The sequence below is a fragment of the Streptomyces sp. CBMA291 genome (assembly GCF_014596525.1).
Lineage (GTDB): Bacteria > Actinomycetota > Actinomycetes > Streptomycetales > Streptomycetaceae > Streptomyces.
On sequence record NZ_MSJP01000069.1, the window covers coordinates 12,896 to 29,659 of the forward strand.

Genomic DNA, 16,764 nt, shown 5'->3' on the forward strand with positions numbered 1-16,764 from the left:
TGGGGGTCGGCCCCCAGACCCCTTAAGAAACTTCGGGCCCAACAAGGAGAGCAGGGAACCCAGATGGCGGAGCTCACGATCCGGCCGGAGGAGATCCGGGACGCACTGGAGAACTTCGTCCAGTCGTACCAGCCGGACGCGGCCTCGCGCGAGGAGGTCGGCACGGTCAGCCTGGCCGGTGACGGCATCGCGAAGGTCGAGGGTCTTCCCTCGGCCATGGCGAACGAGCTGCTGAAGTTCGAGGACGGCACCCTCGGCCTCGCGCTGAACCTCGAAGAGCGCGAGATCGGTGCGATCGTCCTCGGCGAGTTCAGCGGCATCGAGGAGGGACAGTCGGTGCAGCGCACCGGCGAGGTCCTCTCCGTCGGTGTCGGTGAGGGATACCTGGGTCGCGTCGTCGACCCGCTCGGCAACCCGATCGACGGTCTCGGCGAGATCGCGACCGAGGGCCGCCGCGCCCTCGAGCTGCAGGCCCCGGGCGTTATGGCCCGTAAGTCGGTGCACGAGCCGATGGAGACCGGCTACAAGGCCGTCGACGCCATGACGCCGGTCGGCCGCGGCCAGCGTCAGCTGATCATCGGCGACCGTCAGACCGGCAAGACCGCTCTGTGCGTCGACACGATCATCAACCAGCGCGACAACTGGCGCTCGGGCGACGTGAACAAGCAGGTCCGCTGCATCTACGTCGCCGTCGGTCAGAAGGGCTCCACCATCGCGTCGGTGCGCGCGGCCCTCGAAGAGGCCGGTGCACTCGAGTACACGACGATCGTCGCCGCCCCGGCGTCGGACCCGGCCGGCTTCAAGTACCTGGCGCCGTACACCGGCTCCGCCATCGGCCAGCACTGGATGTACCAGGGCAAGCACGTCCTGATCGTCTTCGACGACCTGTCGAAGCAGGCCGACGCCTACCGCGCCGTGTCGCTGCTGCTGCGCCGCCCGCCGGGCCGTGAGGCCTACCCGGGTGACGTCTTCTACCTGCACTCGCGTCTCCTGGAGCGCTGCGCGAAGCTCTCCGACGAGCTGGGTGCCGGTTCGATGACCGGTCTGCCGATCGTCGAGACGAAGGCCAACGACGTCTCGGCGTTCATCCCGACCAACGTCATCTCCATCACCGACGGCCAGTGCTTCCTGGAGTCCGACCTGTTCAACGCCGGCCAGCGCCCGGCCCTGAACGTCGGTATCTCGGTCTCCCGAGTCGGTGGCTCCGCCCAGCACCCGGCCATGAAGCAGATCGCCGGTCGCCTCCGTGTCGACCTCGCCCAGTTCCGTGAGCTGGAGGCGTTCGCCGCCTTCGGTTCCGACCTGGACGCGGCCTCGAAGGCGCAGCTGGAGCGCGGTCAGCGGATGGTCGAGCTGCTCAAGCAGGCTCAGTACCAGCCGATGCCCACGGAGAACCAGGTCGTCTCGGTCTGGGCCGGCACCACCGGCAAGATGGACGACGTCCCGGTCGCCGACATCCGTCGCTTCGAGGCCGAGCTGCTGGCGTTCCTGCGCCAGAACCACTCGGGTCTCATGACCTCCATCCGTGAGGGCAAGAAGATGTCGGACGACACCCTGACGTCCGTCGCCGACGCCATCGCGGAGTTCAAGAAGCAGTTCGAGACCTCTGACGGCAAGCTGCTCGGCGAGGACGCTCCCGCCGCCGTCAACGTCTCGAAGTGACGACGGAAGGGACCTGACTCATGGGAGCGCAGCTCCGGGTCTACAAGCGTCGCATCAAATCCGTCACCGCGACGAAGAAGATCACCAAGGCGATGGAAATGATCGCCGCCTCGCGTGTCGTCAAGGCGCAGCGCAAGGTGCGGGCGTCGACTCCGTACGCGACCGAGCTGACCCGCGCGGTCACGGCGGTGGCCACGGGTGCGAACGACAAGCACCCGCTGACCACCGAGGCGACGAACCCGAGCCGTGCCGCGGTTCTGCTCCTCACGAGCGACCGCGGTCTGGCCGGTGCCTTCAACTCCAACGCCATCAAGGCGGCGGAGAAGCTCATCAAGCAGCTGGAGGGCGAGGGCCGCCAGGTCGACGTCTACGCTGTCGGCCGCCGCGGTGTCGCGCACTTCAGCTTCCGCGAGCGGAAGCTGAGCGACACGTGGACCGGCTTCACGGACGAGCCCACGTACGCGGACGCCAAGGCGATCGCGGCGCCGCTGATCGAGGCGATCGAGAAGGACACGGCCGAGGGTGGTGTGGACGAGCTCCACATCGTCTACACCGAGTTCGTCTCGATGATGACCCAGACGGCGGTCGAGGCCCGGCTGCTGCCTCTCAGCCTCGACGAGGTGGCGAAGGAGGCCGGCGAGCCGGACACCCTCCGTCCGCTGTACGACTTCGAGCCGTCGGCGGAGGACGTCCTGGACGCTCTGCTGCCGCGCTACGTCGAGAGCCGGATCTACAACGCGCTGCTCCAGTCGGCTGCCTCCAAGCACGCCGCCACGCGCCGCGCGATGAAGTCGGCGACCGACAACGCGGGAGACTTGATCAACAACCTCTCCCGACTTGCCAACGCGGCCCGACAGGCCGAAATCACCCAGGAAATCAGCGAGATCGTCGGTGGCACAGCAGCCCTGGCCGACGCGACCGCGGGGAGTGACAAGTAATGACGACCACTGTTGAGACGGCCGCCGCCACGGGCCGCGTCGCCCGGGTCATCGGCCCGGTCGTCGACGTGGAGTTCCCCGTCGACGCGATGCCGGAGATCTACAACGCCCTGCACGTCGAGGTCGCCGACCCGGCCGAGGACGGCGCCAAGAAGACGCTGACCCTCGAAGTCGCGCAGCACCTCGGTGACGGCATCGTCCGTACCATCTCGATGCAGCCCACCGATGGTCTGGTCCGCCAGGCCGTCGTGGTGGACACCGGCGACGGCATCACCGTGCCCGTCGGCGACGTCACCAAGGGCCGTGTGTTCAACACGCTGGGCCAGATCCTGAACGACCCCGAGGCCGAGTCGGAGGTGGGCGAGCGCTGGTCCATCCACCGCAAGGCCCCCGCGTTCGACCAGCTCGAGTCGAAGACCGAGATGTTCGAGACGGGCCTGAAGGTCGTCGACCTTCTCACCCCGTACGTCAAGGGTGGAAAGATCGGTCTGTTCGGTGGTGCCGGTGTCGGCAAGACCGTTCTGATCCAGGAAATGATCATGCGTGTGGCCAAGCTGCACGAGGGTGTTTCCGTGTTCGCCGGTGTCGGCGAGCGCACCCGTGAGGGCAACGACCTCATCGCGGAAATGGAGGACTCCGGCGTCCTCGACAAGACCGCGCTGGTCTTCGGCCAGATGGACGAGCCCCCGGGCACCCGTCTGCGCGTGGCCCTCGCCGGTCTGACCATGGCGGAGTACTTCCGCGATGTGCAGAAGCAGGACGTGCTGTTCTTCATCGACAACATCTTCCGCTTCACGCAGGCCGGTTCCGAGGTGTCGACCCTGCTCGGCCGTATGCCCTCCGCGGTGGGTTACCAGCCGAACCTGGCCGACGAGATGGGTCTCCTCCAGGAGCGCATCACCTCGACCCGTGGTCACTCGATCACCTCGATGCAGGCGATCTACGTCCCCGCCGACGACCTCACGGACCCGGCGCCGGCGACCACCTTCGCCCACCTCGACGCGACGACGGTTCTCTCCCGTCCGATCTCCGAGAAGGGCATCTACCCGGCCGTGGACCCGCTGGACTCCACGTCCCGGATCCTGGACCCGCGCTACATCGCGCAGGAGCACTACGACGCCGCCACGCGCGTCAAGGGGATCCTGCAGAAGTACAAGGACCTCCAGGACATCATCGCGATCCTCGGTATCGACGAGCTGAGCGAGGAGGACAAGCTCGTCGTCCACCGTGCCCGGCGTGTCGAGCGCTTCCTGTCCCAGAACACCCACGCGGCGAAGCAGTTCACCGGTGTGGACGGTTCGGACGTTCCGCTCGACGAGTCGATCGCCGCGTTCAACGCGATCTGCGACGGTGAGTACGACCACTTCCCGGAGCAGGCGTTCTTCATGTGCGGTGGCCTTGAGGACCTCAAGAACAACGCCAAGGAGCTCGGCGTCTCCTGAGCCCCGTGCTCTCCGAGGGGGGCGGGACCGGTCCCGCCCCCCTCGTCACGCCCCCTAGAATTGACCCCAACACCCGGCACGACCGCCGGGTGGTGACCCGAGGAGCCACCCTTGGCCGCTGAGCTGCACGTCGAGCTGGTCGCCGCGGACCGGAGTGTCTGGTCCGGCGAGGCCACCTTGGTCATCGCACGTACCACCTCCGGCGACATCGGCGTCATGCCCGGCCACCAGCCGCTGCTCGGTGTGCTGGAGTCGGGCCCGGTGACCATCCGTACGAGTGAGGGCGCGACCGTCGTCGCCGCCGTCCACGGAGGATTCATCTCCTTCGCCGATGACAAGCTGTCCCTGCTCGCCGAGGTCTGCGAGCTGGCGGACGAGATCGACGCCCAGCGTGCCGAGCGCGCGCTGGAGCGTGCGAAGACGGACTCCGACGCCGCCGCCGAGCGGCGCGCCGAGGTCCGGCTGCGCGCGGTGTCCGTCCGCTGACGGTCCGCGCCGCGTAGGAGTGCCCTCAGCCGCGGCACGGTCCGGAATTTTCCGGACCGTGCCGCGGCTGAGGCGATGCAGATGCAGGTGGTATCAGGTTCTGCCGGCGGTGCCGGCGACGGGACGCAGCGAGGAGGTCGGTGAAGATGTTCCTCGCTCTGCTCGTGTGCGGCCTGGTCGTCGCACTGGTGGTGATCGGGCTCTTCGTCTTCGGTCTGCGCCGGAGGCTGATCCAGCGCGCCGGCGGCACCTTCGACTGCTCGCTCCACTGGGACGTGCCCGACGTCCCCGATCCCAGCGGCAAGGGCTGGGTGTACGGGGTGGCCCGGTACAGCGGTGACGAGATCGCCTGGTTCCGGGTCTTCTCGTACGCGCCCCGCCCGCGCCGGGTCCTGGAGCGCGCCTCGATCGTCGCCCTTGAGCGCCGGATGCCGGAGGGCGAGGAGGAACTCGCCCTGCTCTCCGACATGGTCGTCCAGCCCTGTATGTACGAGGGCGTCCGCCTGGAGCTCGCGATGAGCGAGGACGCCCGTACGGGTTTCATGGCCTGGCTTGAGGCGGCGCCTCCCGGCCAGCGGGTGAACGTGGCCTAGGGGCGAAGACACGGAAGCGGGGGTCGGCGCAGTGCGCCGGCCCCCGCTTCTTTCGTGCCGTGGTGCGGTTAGCTCAGGCCGGAGTTGATCGCGCCGACCAGCTCGCCGTTGGTGGTGTCACCACTGAACTCCCAGAAGAACGCGCCACCGAGGCCCTGGTTCTTCGCCCAGTTCATCTTGGACGTGACCGTGGCCGGGGTGTCGTAGCTCCACCAGTTGGTACCGCAGTGGGCGTAGGCCGTGCCCGCGATGGTGCCGGTGGTGGGGCAGGAGTTCTTGAGGACCTTGTAGTCCTCGATGCCCGCCTCGTAGGTGCCCGGGGCCGCGCCGGTCGCCGTGCCGCCGGGGGCGGACTGGGTGACGCCGGTCCAGCCGCGTCCGTAGAAGCCGATGCCGAGCAGCAGCTTGTTGGCCGGGACGCCCTGCGCCTTGAACTTGGCGATCGCGTCGGCGGAGTTGAAGCCCGCCTGCGGGATGCCGGCGTACGAGTTCAGCGGGGAGTGCGGGGCCGTCGGGCCCTTCGCGTCCCAGGCGCCGAAGAAGTCGTACGTCATCACGTTGAACCAGTTCATGTACTGCGCGGCGCCGCCGTAGTCGGCGGAGTCGATCTTGCCGCCGGTGGAGCCGTCGGCGGTGACGGCCGCGGTGATGAGGTAGGACGGGCCGAACTTGGCGCGCATGGCCTGCATCATGTTCTTGAAGGCCGCCGGGCCGCTGGTGTCACAGGTGAGACCGCAGGCGTTCGGGTACTCCCAGTCCAGGTCGATGCCGTCGAAGACATCGGCCCAGCGCGGGTCCTCCACCAGGTCGTAGCAGGACTGCGCGAACGCGGCCGGGTTCTGCACGGCCTGGCCGAAGCCGCCGGACCAGGTCCAGCCGCCGAAGGACCAGAGGACCTTGATGTTCGGGTTCGCCTTCTTCAGCTTGCGCAGCTGGTTGAAGTTGCCGCGCAGCGGCTGGTCCCAGGTGTCGGCGACGCCGTCGACGGACTGGTCGGCGGTGTAGGCCTTGTCGTAGTCGGCGTAGGAGTCACCGATGGTGCACTTGCCGCCCTGGACGTTGCCGAACGCGTAGTTGATGTGGGTGATCTTCGACGCGGAGCCCGAGGTGGCGATGTTCTTCACGTGGTAGTTGCGTCCGTAGACGCCCCAGTTGGTGAAGTAGCCCATCTTCACGACGTTGGGGGGCGGGGTGCCGCCGCCACCACCGGTGGTGTGGACCGGGACCGCGGCGGAGGCGGGGCCGGTCTGGTCCTTGGTGTCGCGGGCGACGACCGTGTAGGAGTAGTCGGTCCCGGCGGCGAGGCCGGTGTCCGTGTACGTGAGGCCGGTGGTGGTGTTCACCTTCGTGCCGTCACGCAGGACGTCGTAGTTCTTGACGCCCTTGTCGTCGGTGGCCGCCGACCAGGTGAGCTTCACCGAGGTGTTGGTGATGTCGGAGGCGACCGGGGTGCCGGGGGCCGAGGGCGGGTTGTCGCCCGGCTGCGGGGTGGAGCCGTCGCAGGAAGCGCCGTTGATCTTACAGCCGCTGGGCGCGCCGGCGCCGGCGCCGTTGTAGCCGAAGGTGATGGAGGCGCCGGGCGCGAGGGTCCCGTTCCAGCCGAGGTTCTTCGCGGTCCAGTGGTTGCTGGAGCCGGTGACGGTGGCGTCCCAGGCGGAGGTCACCGAGGTGCCGGCGGGGTAGTCCCACTCGACGGTCCAGGAGCTGATGCTGGTGGTGCCGGTGTTCTTGACAGTCCAGCTGCCGGTGAAACCGGAACCCCAGTCCTGGGTCTTGGTATACGTGGCAGTGGCGGAATCGGCGGCCTCGGCGGGGGCTGCGAGGCCGACCATGGCGGCGAGCGGCAGGGCAAGGGCGGTCAGACCGGCGGCAGTGCGACGTCTGAACCCTTCTCTGCGCGTCAGTGCTTGAGTGCTCAACGGTGCTCCTCAAGTTGCGGACGTACAAGGGTGGGGGTGGTCCGTGAAGATGCGCGCGCCCCGCGAGCGTAGGAAGGTCTGGACCAATCGTCAAGAGGTCCAGACCAACGTCGGCAAAGTTCTGCTAAACCCCCAACTCCCTTGCTATGACGGCCGCTTGCACACGGCTTCGCAGCCTCAACTTGCCCAGCACCTTGCTGACGTGGGTCTTCACCGTCGCTTCCGCCATGTCGAGCCGTACCGCGATCTCCGCGTTCGACAGGCCCTGGCCGAGCGTCGAGAGCACCTCGCGCTCCCGGGGCGTCAACGCGTCGAGCACGGCGGGGTCGGGCCCGGGGCCCGTCGTCCGCACCGGACGGCTCGGCGCGGCGAACTCCGCGATCAGCCGCCGGGTCACCGCAGGGGCGATCAGACCCTCGCCCCGCGCCACCGTCCGCACCGCCTCGATCAGCTCCCGGGCGTCCGCGTTCTTCAGGAGGAAACCCGAGGCCCCTGCCCGCAGCGCCCCGAAGACGTACTCGTCCAGATCGAAAGTGGTCAGGACGAGCACGTCCGCGAGCCCCTCCGCCACCACGAGCCCGGTCGCCGTCACCCCGTCCATCCGGGGCATCTGGACATCCATCAGGACCAGATCCGGGCGCAGTTCGCGGGCCAGCTCCACCGCGCGCTCGCCGTCCGCCGCCTCGCCGACCACCTCGATGTCCGGAGCGCTGCCCAGAATGAGCACCAGCCCCGACCGCACCGCGGACTGGTCCTCCGCCACCACCACCCGCACCGTCATGCCCACTCCTCCGCCCCCACCCGCACCGTCATGCCCACTCCTCGTCGTTCGCGTCCACGGGCAGTTCCGCCCGGACCCGCCATCCTCCGTGTCCCTTGCCGTCCGCCACCGGGCCCGCCTCGAACCGGCCGCCGAGCAGCGCCACCCGCTCCCGCATCCCCACGAGCCCGGCCCCCGAGCCCGGCGCGGTCGGCCCGGGGCGCTGCCCGTAGGGGCTGGTCACCTCGACCGCGAGGGCGTCGCCGCCCCGGGTCAGGGTGACCCTGACCTCGCCGGGGGCGGCGTGTTTGAGCGCGTTGGTCAGGGACTCCTGGACGATCCGGTACGCGGCCAGCTCCACCGGCGCCGGGAGTCCTGCGCCGCTCTCCCGGGTGTCGTCGAGGACCAGGACGAGCCCGCTGGGCCGCGCGTTCGCCCGCGCCTGGTCGATCAGGGCGTCCAGACCGGCCAGGGTCGGCGCGGCGGCCGGTTCGGTGTCGCCGCCGCTGTCCCGCAGCAGCCCGATCAGGCGCCGCATCTCGGCGAGCCCGGCCACGCTGTTCTCCCGGATCACGGTGAGCGCCTGCCGGGTGGTGGCCGGTTCGTCGAGGGAGAGCGCCGCCGTCGAGTGGATCGCGATGGCCGAGAGGTGGTTGGCGACCATGTCGTGCAGCTCGCGGGCCATCCGGGCGCGCTCGGCCACCACCGCCTGGGTCCGGTCCATCTCGGCGAGCAGCGCGGTCTGTTCGGCCCGCAGCCGGGCGGCCTCCGCGGCCTCGCGGTGGTTGCGCACGATGGAGCCGGTCACGGCGGGCAGGAACGAGACGATGCCGGTGAGCACACCGACGAGCAGCGCGTAGGCGTTCTGCCACCAGACGAGGAAGCCGACGGTGACGCCGATGGTGACCAGGGCGGTGCTGTACGGGACGCGCCGGGCGGAGGCGGGGGAGCCGTACACCACGGCCGCGTAGACGACGTCGGTGAACATCAGGACCGTGGCCAGGCTTCCGTTGGTGAACTGGTCCGCCACGACCGCGAGCGTGCCGACGACGAGCGCGGTCTGCGGCAGGATCCGGCGGACCGCCTCCGTACAGGCCACCACCACGAGCGGGACGAGCGGGGCCCAGCGCTGGTCGAAGAGCCGGCCGCCGGTCGTGAAGAGGCCGAAGGCCCACAGGAGCAGTCCGCAGGCGAGCCCCGAGAGCGCGATGAGCAGATCGACGCGGTGGGGGCGGGGGAGGGTCACGTACCCCATCCAACACGGGCGGGTGCGCCCCGGCGTCCTCGTCCGGGCCGATCCGGGCCGGTCCGCACCTCCGCCGAAGGATGTAGGCGCGGTTCGTCACCGGCGACGACGCGCGGGCCCTGGGCGCACGGAAGGCTGGAGGGGAGGGACCGGAAAGGGGAACCGTCGTGATCATCACTCTGATCGTCGTCTGCGAGGTCGGCTTCTGGCTGCTGCTCGCCGCCGGGCTCGCGGCCCGTTACCTCCTGAGGATGCCCAGGACGGGCCTGGCGCTGCTGCTGTGCGAGCCCCTTCTCGAAGTGCTGCTTCTCGTCGTCACCGCGATGGACCTCAGGAACGGCGCGGACCCGAGCTGGCGGCACGGCCTCGCCGCCGTCTACATCGGCTTCACCGTCGGCCATGGCCACCGCACCGTGAAGTGGCTCGACGGGCACGCCGCCCACCGCTTCGGCGGCGCCCCGCCGCCCCCGAAGCCGCCCCGCTACGGGATGGCCCGCGCCCGGTACGAGGGCGTGATCTGGCTGGGCACGGTGGTCGCCGCCGCGGTCGCCTCGGGGCTGCTGCTCCTGGCCATGTGGTACGTCGGCGGGGACGGGAACACCGACGGGCTGCGGGAGACGATCGGCGCCGTCTGGCGGGCGGCGGGCATCCACGGCCTGATCGCGCTCGGCTACGCGATCCGGCCGAAGAAGGACCCGAAAGCGGGGTCAGCGCTCCCCGCCCGGGACCCAGAGCACGTCCCCGACCTCCTTGTTCGCGGTGCGCGCAAGGATGAAGAGCAGGTCTGAGAGCCGGTTGAGGTAGGTGGCGGTGAGGGCGTTCATCGTCTCGCCGTGCACCTCCAGGGCGGCCCAGGTGGAGCGTTCGGCCCGCCGGACCACCGTGCACGCCTGGTGCAGCAGGGCCGCCCCGGGAGTGCCGCCGGGCAGGATGAAGGAGCGCAGCTTGTCCAGCTCTTCGAGGAAGCGGTCGCAGTCGGCCTCAAGCCGGTCGACGTACGTCTGCTCGACGCGGAGCGGGGGGTACGGGGGGTTCTCGGCCACCGGGGTGGAGAGGTCGGCGCCGACGTCGAAGAGGTCGTTCTGCACGCGGACGAGGACCTTGACGACCTCCTCGTCGAGCTGCCCGAGGGCGATGGCCGTACCGATGACGGCGTTGGCCTCGTTGGCGTCGGCGTAGGCCGAGATCCGCAGATCGGTCTTGGCGGTCCGGCTCATGTCACCGAGCGCCGTGGTGCCCTTGTCGCCGGTGCGGGTGTAGATGCGCGTCAGATTGACCATGGATCCAGCCTAGTCAGGCCTGGGCCCCCCGGAAGACCCGTGTGCCCACCGTCACGGCGAGCGCCGTGCTCGCGAGGGCGACGAGCACCCCGTACAGCAGGCCGGGGGAGGCGTAGTGGCCCAGATACGCCTCCCGTACCGCGTCCACCAGATAGCGGAACGGCATCAGACGCGAGAGCGCGTCGAGCCAGCCGGGGGCGAGGGCCATCGGCAGCATCAGGCCCGACAGCAGCATCGCGGGCATGGCGAGCGTGTTGACGGCGGGGCCGAACTCCTGCTGGGTGCGCAGCCTCAGGGCGAGGACGTACGAGAGCGAGGCCAGCGTCACCGAGAGCAGGGCGACGAAGCCGAAGCCGATGAGGATGCCGGGCAGCGGCGCCCGGAGGCCCATGGGCAGGGCCGCGAGGACCAGCAGGGCCGCCTGGAAGACGAAGAGAGCGGCGTCCCGCAGGACCCGGCCGAGGAGCAGGGCGAGCCGGCTGACCGGGGTGACCCGCATCCGGTCGAAGACCCCCCAGTTCTTCTCCATGATGATCGAGAATCCGGCGAACGAGGCGCCGAACAGGCCGAGTTGGAGGAGGAGTCCGGGGACGAGGATCTGCCAGGAGTCGCCCTCGCGGCCGAGCGGGAGCCCGGTGAGGAGCGGCCCGAAGAGGAAGAGGTAGAGCAGCGGCATCAGGGCGCCGAAGAAGATCTGGAAGGGGGAGCGCAGGGTCTGCCGGGCGTAGCGCCCGAAGAGGAGTGCGGTGTCGTGGAGGAGCATCGGGTGTCCTTGGCTGGGGCCGGTTTTCGGGGCCTGTGGGGCCTGCGGGGCCTTGCGGTGGCTGTGGGGCCTTGCGGGGTCACCGGGGGCTGCGGGGCCTGTGGATCCGCCGGGGCCTGCGGGGCCTTGTGGTGTCTGCGAGCCCTGTGGGGCTGCCGGTGCCTGCCGGGCTGCCAGTGCCTGCAGGGCCGTCGGGCCTGCGGTGCTTGGGGGGTGTGGGGTCTTGTGGGCCCTGCGGGGCGCGGCGGGCTCGGTGGCGGGCTCGGCGGTGGCGTCCGGTCCGGGGGCCGGGAGGGCCGGGTCCGGGCGCGCGGTCTAGACGGTGGCGGGCGTGGTGTCGGCGGGGGCCGGGGTGCGGCCGGTGACGGAGAGGAAGGCGTCCTGGAGGGTGGCCGCGCCGTGTGCCGCCTTGAGGGCGGCGGGGGTGCCCTCGGCGACGACCGTGCCGTGGTCCACGATCACCAGCCGGTCGGCGAGGGTGTCGGCCTCGTCCAGGTAGTGGGTGGTGAGGACGACCGTGGTGCCGTCCTCGTCGCGCAGTCGGCGCACCAGGGCCCACAGGTCGGCGCGGCTGCCCGGGTCGAGGCCGGTGGTGGGTTCGTCGAGGAAGAGGACCTCCGGCCGGTGGAGGAGTCCCATGGCGAGGTCGACCCGGCGCCGCTGGCCGCCGGAGAGGGCGGTGGTGGGGCGGTCGAGGAGGTCGTCGAGGGCGAGGACGGCCGCGAGTTCCCTGGCGCGGGCGGCGGCTTCGGGCCTGCCCATCCCGTACAGGCGGCCCTGGAGGACGAGTTCGGAACGGACGGTCTCCTGGGGGTCGAGACCGCCGGACTGGGCGACGAGCCCGATGCGGCGGCGGACGGCCGCCGGGTCCCGGACGAGGTCGTGACCGGCCACGGTGGCCGCGCCGGAGGTGGGCGGGAGCAGGGTGGTGAGCATCCGGAGGGTGGTGGTCTTCCCGGCGCCGTTGGGACCGAGCAGGCCGACGATCTCGCCGGGGCGGACGGTCAGGTCGATGCCCCGGACGGCTTCGACGGGGCCGCCTCGGGCGTGGAAGGTCCGGGCGAGTCCGGAGGTGCTGATGATCGGCATGACGACCACGAAAGCAGAGTCGCTGAAACTTTGCAATGACTCCAAGTTTTCAGGGTGAGTAAAATTTCAGCGTCTCCAAAATTTCAGGGAGCCTAGGATGGCGCCATGGCCGAGGGACTCAGGGAACGCAAGAAGCGCGAGATGAAGCAGCGGATCTCGGACATCGCCACCGGGCTCTTCCTGGAGCGCGGCTTCGTCCATGTCACCGTCGCGGACGTCGCCGAGGCGGCGGACGTCTCCGTCAACACCGTCTACAACTACTTTCCGGCCAAGGAAGACCTCTTCCTCGACCGGATGGAAGGCGTCACCCGCCGCCTCGCCCGCATGATCAGGGGCCGCGACCGGGGCGAGTCCGCCGCCCAGGCGGTACTGCGCGAACTCCGCCAGGACATCGCCGCCGTCTCGCCCGCCTACGGACTCATGGACGGCTTCGACGCCTTCATGAACGTCATCGAGCACGCCCCGACCCTCAAGGCGCGGCTCTACCACGTACAACAGCAGGTCCAGGACGCCGTCGTCGCCACCCTCCGCGACGAGACCGGCGCGCCCGACGGCGACCCGATGCCGCTGCTCGTCGGCGGACAGCTCGCCTGGATCGAGGCCACCGTCGTCGGCTTCATCACCCGCGAGATGACCGCCGGAGCCAAGGCGGGCGCCGTCTCCCGCGAGGCGCTCGTCCTCCTCGACGGCATCGAGGAGCTGCTGGGGGACAAGGTCCTGGAGTACGCCGTCCGCGGGGACTGACACCCGTCCGGCGGGGGTACCGGCACCCGAACGGGGTGCCGTGAGTGTGACGTCCGTCAAAGAGGGCGTGACGCGCGTTACTTCACGGTCACATGGCGCCCCGCGAGCGCTAATCTCCGCCGGAGAGCCAGAAGTGAACGGGCGTTGGAGGGGTGGAACATCGTGGCCAGGAAGCTCGCCGTCATCGGGGCCGGACTCATGGGATCCGGCATCGCGCAGGTCTCGGCCCAGGCGGGCTGGGACGTCGTCCTGCGTGATGTCACCGATGCCGCCCTCACCCGCGGCACCGACGGCATCAAGGCCTCGTACGAACGCTTCGTCGCCAAGGACAGGCTGACCGCCGCCGAAGCCGAGGCCGCGCTCGGCCGCATCACCACCACCACCGAGCTGGAGGCGGTCGCCGACGCCGACATCGTCGTCGAGGCCGTCTTCGAGGACCTGGACGTCAAGCACGGGATCTTCCGCTCGCTTGACAAGCTCGTCAAGGACGGTGCCGTCCTCGCCTCCAACACCTCCGCCATCCCGATCACCAAGATCGCCGCGGTGACGGAGCGGCCCGAGGCCGTCGTCGGCGTCCACTTCTTCTCGCCCGTGCCGATGATGCGACTGGTCGAGCTGGTCCGCGGCTACAAGACCAGCGACGAGACCCTGGCCACCGCCCGGGAGTTCGCCGAGTCCGTCGGCAAGACCTGTGTCGTCGTCAACCGCGACGTCGCCGGGTTCGTCACCACCCGCCTCATCTCCGCCCTCGTCGTCGAGGCGGCCAAGCTGTACGAGTCGGGCGTCGCCACCGCCGAGGACATCGACACCGCCTGCAAGCTCGGCTTCGGCCACGCCATGGGCCCGCTCGCCACCGCCGACCTCACCGGCATCGACATCCTGGTGCACGCGGCGAACAACATCTACACCGAGTCCCAGGACGAGAAGTTCGCCCCGCCGGAGCTGATGCGCCGGATGGTGGACGCGGGTGACATCGGCCGCAAGAGCGGGCAGGGCTTCTACAAGCACTGATCCGCAGTCACCACCCCGACTCACCCTATGGGGTGAATTTCGGTATTGGTTCGCTGACAAGGCGCAACACTTCCGCCGGTGCGGCAGTCAAGTGTTGCGAAGACGGAGCACTCTCGGGGAGCGCATATGCACATCAGGGGCGACCACGCCGAGCTGGTCGTCGGGGGCCGCCTCGACGTCCGCAGCGCGGCGGACGCCCGTACGGTCCTGCACTCGGCCGTCGACGACGGAGTCGGCGATCTGGTACTCGACCTGACCGGACTCGACTCCTGGGACGCCACCGGACTCGGCGTCATCATGGGCGCCCACCGCCGGGCGGGCCGCTGCGGACGCCGGCTCGTCCTGCGCGGGGTGCCGCCCCAGATGCAGCGGCTGCTCGTCGCGACCCGGCTGCACCGCATCCTCGCCATCGAAGGCGGACTGGCCCTGGAATCCCTGCCCCGCGTCTGACCGCCCCTCACCGGCACGCCGGTGAGGGGCGGGAGGCGAGCGACGCCGGAGGGTGCGCGGCCGTGCGCCGGGGGCGGAGCGCGTACGAGCGCCGCGAGCGAGCGTCACGTACGGGCACGGCGTACGAGCGTCACGTACGGGCACGGCGTACGAGCGTCACGTACGGGCACGGCGTACGGGCATCGCGTACGGGCACGGCAGTCGTGCGAAACAGGCGTCACGCTCAATCCTCACAAGACCGTGACGTCTTGGTCTCCTGGGCACCCCACCTGTTCCCGGCCCTCTGACCACGGTCTAGGGTTCGGTCGCCCGCACATTGACGGATCCACCCCGCGGGCACCGGACACCGCTTCTTGGGGGCTTGGACCATGGACCCGATCAACCGGCAGCCGGAGGAGTACGGACACGACGCCGAGGGCGATGAGGCCCGGCAGGGACGCGGTACGCCGTCCCCCGCCCCCGCACCCGCGCGTGCCCGCGTCGCCCGACTCGTCTCCGGCGGCCTGCTCGTCACCGTCAACCCCGTCGACGGCAGCGAGATCGAGCCCTGCCCGCCCGGCCGGGAACCCGCCGCGCCCCGCCGCCGCACCCCCGAGGAGCGCGCCGAGGCCGCCCGCGCCGCCGCCCCGCCCGTACCCCCCGGCCCCGCCGCCCCCGAACTGCCCCTCCTCGAACGCCAGGAGCAGCGCGAACAGCTCGCCGGCATCCTCGGCCGGGGCCGTACCGTCCGGCTCGTCGGCCCCCCGGGCTCCGGCCGCACCGTCCTCCTCGACGCCGTCGCCGCCGACTGCGCCGGCCTCGCCCCCGACGGCGTCGTCCGGCTCTCCGGCCACCACCGCACCCCCGCCGAACTCCTCCACGAACTGTTCGCCGCCGTCCTGTACACCGAGGGCCACCGGCCCGACCGGGCCCTCCTCCTCGAACAGGTCGGCGAGATCGGCGCCGTCGTGGTCGTCGACGACCTGGAGTTCGGCGGCGCCGCCCTCGACGAACTCCTCGACGCGGCCCCCGAGTGCGCCTTCCTCCTCGCCTCCGGGCCCGGCGCCCCCACCCCCTCCGCCGACGCCCACGTCGAGGAGGTCCGGCTCACCGGACTCGGCCGGGGCGCCTCCCTCACCCTCCTGGAGAGCGCCGTCGGCCGCGCCCTCACCGACGAGGAGGCCAACTGGGCGGGCGACCTCTGGTTCGAGTCCGAAGGGCTGCCGCTCCGCTTCGTACAGGCCGGGGCCCTGCTCCGGCAGCGCGACCGACTCCGCGTCACCCCCGCTGAGTTCGACGCCTTCGGCGCCCTTGAGGAGGCCTTCGGACCGGCCGACCCCGACGCGGCGGCCGTCGTCGCGGCCGCCGCCTTCGACGGCGTCGAGGACCCCGACGTCGAACTGCGCGAGGTCCCGCTGCCCAGCCTCGGCGAGGGCGCCGCCCCCGCCGCCCTGCTCGCCTCCCGGCTCGGCCACTCCGCCCAGAGCGCCCTGCGCTTCACCGTCGCCCTCGGCGGCGAGGTCCCGCACCCGGCCCAGCTGCCCGCCCTCGTCGGCGACACCCGCGCCGACACGGCCCTCGGCGAACTCGTGGCCTGCGGTCTGCTCTCCCCGGTCGGCCCCCGCTACCGGCTCGCCGCCGGGGTCCTGACCCAGCTCCTCGCCCAGGGATACGACACGGGCGTCGCGAGCCACGTCCACACCGTCGCGCGGCACTACGCCTGGTGGACCGCCCACCCCTCGGTCGCCCCCGAGCGGGTCGCCGCCGAGTCCGACGCGGTCCTCGCCGCCCTCTCCGCCCTCGTGGCGGGCACCGGAACCCTGCCGGGAACCGCCACCGGGGCCTCCGGCGGGACCTCCACCGGGGCCTCCGGTGGGAAGGGGCCCGGCGCCTTCGGCGGGACCGCCACCGGGAACGCCTCCCGGCCCCCCGCCGGAGCCTCCGCCCGGCCCCCCGTCGGCCCCCCGTCGGACGGCCACGGAGAACCGGCCGAGGACCCCACCGCCGAACTCCGCGCCACCGCCGTCCGCCTCGCCCGAGCCGCCGCGCCCGCCTTCGCCGCCGGGCTCCACTGGGGCGCCTGGGAGCGGGCCCTGCGCGCCGGGCAGGAGGCCGCCCGGCTCACCGGGGACGTCGCCGAGGAGGCGTACTTCCACCACGAGCTGGGCATCCTCGCGCTCTGCGGGGGCAACCTGGAACGCGCACGCGCCGAGCTTGAGGCCTCCATCGGGCTGCGCGGGGTGCTCGCCGACAAGCGCGGCACCGTCGCGGGACGCCGGGCGCTCGCCCTCGTCACCGATCTCGCCGGTGACCACCCGGCCCCGGCCCGTACCGAGGAACCCGCCGGCCCGGCGCGCCCCGCCCCGCGCGGCCCCGCCTCCCCGCCGGAGATCGGAAGAGCG

General features: G+C 71.0%; 16 protein-coding genes. 10 read left to right on the plus strand and 6 right to left on the minus strand.

Features of this window, described 5'->3' with window-relative positions; genetic code table 11:
* Positions 1 to 63 precede the first annotated feature (63 nt).
* From atpA to BU197_RS17615, 5 genes are all read left to right on the plus strand, one after another.
* Positions 64 to 1,662 (plus strand): F0F1 ATP synthase subunit alpha, encoded by a 1,599-nt coding sequence (gene atpA / locus BU197_RS17595; protein ID WP_188269233.1) that lies wholly within the window; start codon positions 64 to 66, stop codon positions 1,660 to 1,662.
* Between the two features lie 20 nt (positions 1,663 to 1,682).
* Positions 1,683 to 2,600 carry a F0F1 ATP synthase subunit gamma gene (locus tag BU197_RS17600; RefSeq protein WP_188269234.1) on the plus strand — a complete coding sequence of 306 codons (918 nt, stop codon included), beginning with the start codon at positions 1,683 to 1,685 and terminating at the stop codon, positions 2,598 to 2,600.
* Positions 2,600 to 4,042 carry a F0F1 ATP synthase subunit beta gene (gene atpD, locus BU197_RS17605; protein ID WP_188269235.1) on the plus strand — a complete coding sequence of 481 codons (1,443 nt, stop codon included), beginning with the start codon at positions 2,600 to 2,602 and terminating at the stop codon, positions 4,040 to 4,042. The genes BU197_RS17600 and atpD overlap by 1 nt, the downstream gene beginning before the upstream one ends.
* 111 nt (positions 4,043 to 4,153) lie before the next feature.
* On the plus strand, positions 4,154 to 4,528 hold the full coding sequence (locus tag BU197_RS17610; protein WP_188269236.1) for a F0F1 ATP synthase subunit epsilon: 375 nt from the start codon (positions 4,154 to 4,156) through the stop codon (positions 4,526 to 4,528).
* A gap of 146 nt (positions 4,529 to 4,674) precedes the next feature.
* Complete coding sequence (locus tag BU197_RS17615; protein ID WP_188269237.1) at positions 4,675 to 5,121, plus strand: DUF2550 domain-containing protein; 447 nt, start codon at positions 4,675 to 4,677, stop codon at positions 5,119 to 5,121.
* A 68-nt stretch (positions 5,122 to 5,189) separates the two neighbouring features.
* Here the strand turns inward: BU197_RS17615 and BU197_RS17620 are convergent, their stop codons facing one another.
* From BU197_RS17620 to BU197_RS17630, 3 genes are all read right to left on the minus strand, one after another.
* Positions 5,190 to 6,953, minus strand: a complete 1,764-nt coding sequence (locus BU197_RS17620; protein WP_188269247.1) for a glycoside hydrolase family 18 chitinase — start codon at positions 6,951 to 6,953, stop codon at positions 5,190 to 5,192.
* A gap of 211 nt (positions 6,954 to 7,164) precedes the next feature.
* Positions 7,165 to 7,821: a response regulator gene (locus tag BU197_RS17625; protein ID WP_188269238.1), complete on the minus strand. Its 657-nt coding sequence runs from the start codon at positions 7,819 to 7,821 to the stop codon at positions 7,165 to 7,167.
* 28 nt (positions 7,822 to 7,849) lie between these two features.
* Positions 7,850 to 9,055 (minus strand): sensor histidine kinase, encoded by a 1,206-nt coding sequence (locus tag BU197_RS17630; RefSeq protein WP_188269239.1) that lies wholly within the window; start codon positions 9,053 to 9,055, stop codon positions 7,850 to 7,852.
* A 158-nt stretch (positions 9,056 to 9,213) separates the two neighbouring features.
* Here BU197_RS17630 and BU197_RS17635 point away from each other — a divergent pair, with 158 nt between their 5' ends.
* Positions 9,214 to 9,834 carry a hypothetical protein gene (locus BU197_RS17635; RefSeq protein ID WP_188269240.1) on the plus strand — a complete coding sequence of 207 codons (621 nt, stop codon included), beginning with the start codon at positions 9,214 to 9,216 and terminating at the stop codon, positions 9,832 to 9,834.
* Here BU197_RS17635 and BU197_RS17640 read toward each other — a convergent pair.
* The 3 genes from BU197_RS17640 to BU197_RS17650 form a co-directional block, all read right to left on the minus strand.
* Positions 9,754 to 10,326, minus strand: coding sequence for a cob(I)yrinic acid a,c-diamide adenosyltransferase (locus BU197_RS17640; RefSeq protein ID WP_188269241.1), 573 nt, complete (start codon positions 10,324 to 10,326; stop codon positions 9,754 to 9,756). The genes BU197_RS17635 and BU197_RS17640 overlap by 81 nt on opposite strands.
* Before the next feature lie 13 nt (positions 10,327 to 10,339).
* Positions 10,340 to 11,089 (minus strand): ABC transporter permease, encoded by a 750-nt coding sequence (locus BU197_RS17645; RefSeq protein ID WP_188269242.1) that lies wholly within the window; start codon positions 11,087 to 11,089, stop codon positions 10,340 to 10,342.
* Between the two features lie 315 nt (positions 11,090 to 11,404).
* Entirely contained in the window at positions 11,405 to 12,178 is a 774-nt protein-coding gene (locus BU197_RS17650) for an ABC transporter ATP-binding protein (protein WP_188269243.1), read from the minus strand.
* A gap of 105 nt (positions 12,179 to 12,283) precedes the next feature.
* Between BU197_RS17650 and BU197_RS17655 the strand changes: the two genes are divergently transcribed.
* The 4 genes from BU197_RS17655 to BU197_RS17670 form a co-directional block, all read left to right on the plus strand.
* Entirely contained in the window at positions 12,284 to 12,922 is a 639-nt protein-coding gene (locus BU197_RS17655; RefSeq protein WP_188269244.1) for a TetR/AcrR family transcriptional regulator, read from the plus strand.
* A 162-nt stretch (positions 12,923 to 13,084) separates the two neighbouring features.
* Positions 13,085 to 13,933, plus strand: a complete 849-nt coding sequence (locus tag BU197_RS17660; RefSeq protein WP_188269245.1) for a 3-hydroxyacyl-CoA dehydrogenase family protein — start codon at positions 13,085 to 13,087, stop codon at positions 13,931 to 13,933.
* A gap of 126 nt (positions 13,934 to 14,059) precedes the next feature.
* Entirely contained in the window at positions 14,060 to 14,383 is a 324-nt protein-coding gene (locus tag BU197_RS17665; RefSeq protein WP_188269246.1) for an STAS domain-containing protein, read from the plus strand.
* A gap of 368 nt (positions 14,384 to 14,751) precedes the next feature.
* Positions 14,752 to 16,764 (plus strand): ATP-binding protein (locus tag BU197_RS17670; RefSeq protein WP_223184097.1); only part of this gene is annotated, 2,013 nt, incomplete at its 3' end.

What these genes read in the sequence shown, in the direction of transcription:
- atpA (WP_188269233.1), top strand. Translation starts at nt 64, where the DNA reads ATGGCGGAGCTCACGATCCGGCCGGAGGAGATCCGGGACGCACTGGAG.
- BU197_RS17600 (WP_188269234.1), top strand. Translation starts at nt 1,683, where the DNA reads ATGGGAGCGCAGCTCCGGGTCTACAAGCGTCGCATCAAATCCGTCACC.
- atpD (WP_188269235.1), top strand. Translation starts at nt 2,600, where the DNA reads ATGACGACCACTGTTGAGACGGCCGCCGCCACGGGCCGCGTCGCCCGG.
- BU197_RS17615 (WP_188269237.1), top strand. Translation starts at nt 4,675, where the DNA reads ATGTTCCTCGCTCTGCTCGTGTGCGGCCTGGTCGTCGCACTGGTGGTG.
- BU197_RS17620 (WP_188269247.1), bottom strand. Translation starts at nt 6,953, where the DNA reads ATGGTCGGCCTCGCAGCCCCCGCCGAGGCCGCCGATTCCGCCACTGCC.
- BU197_RS17625 (WP_188269238.1), bottom strand. Translation starts at nt 7,821, where the DNA reads ATGACGGTGCGGGTGGTGGTGGCGGAGGACCAGTCCGCGGTGCGGTCG.
- BU197_RS17630 (WP_188269239.1), bottom strand. Translation starts at nt 9,055, where the DNA reads ATGGGGTACGTGACCCTCCCCCGCCCCCACCGCGTCGATCTGCTCATC.
- BU197_RS17640 (WP_188269241.1), bottom strand. Translation starts at nt 10,326, where the DNA reads ATGGTCAATCTGACGCGCATCTACACCCGCACCGGCGACAAGGGCACC.
- BU197_RS17645 (WP_188269242.1), bottom strand. Translation starts at nt 11,089, where the DNA reads ATGCTCCTCCACGACACCGCACTCCTCTTCGGGCGCTACGCCCGGCAG.
- BU197_RS17650 (WP_188269243.1), bottom strand. Translation starts at nt 12,178, where the DNA reads ATGCCGATCATCAGCACCTCCGGACTCGCCCGGACCTTCCACGCCCGA.
- BU197_RS17655 (WP_188269244.1), top strand. Translation starts at nt 12,284, where the DNA reads ATGGCCGAGGGACTCAGGGAACGCAAGAAGCGCGAGATGAAGCAGCGG.
- BU197_RS17665 (WP_188269246.1), top strand. Translation starts at nt 14,060, where the DNA reads ATGCACATCAGGGGCGACCACGCCGAGCTGGTCGTCGGGGGCCGCCTC.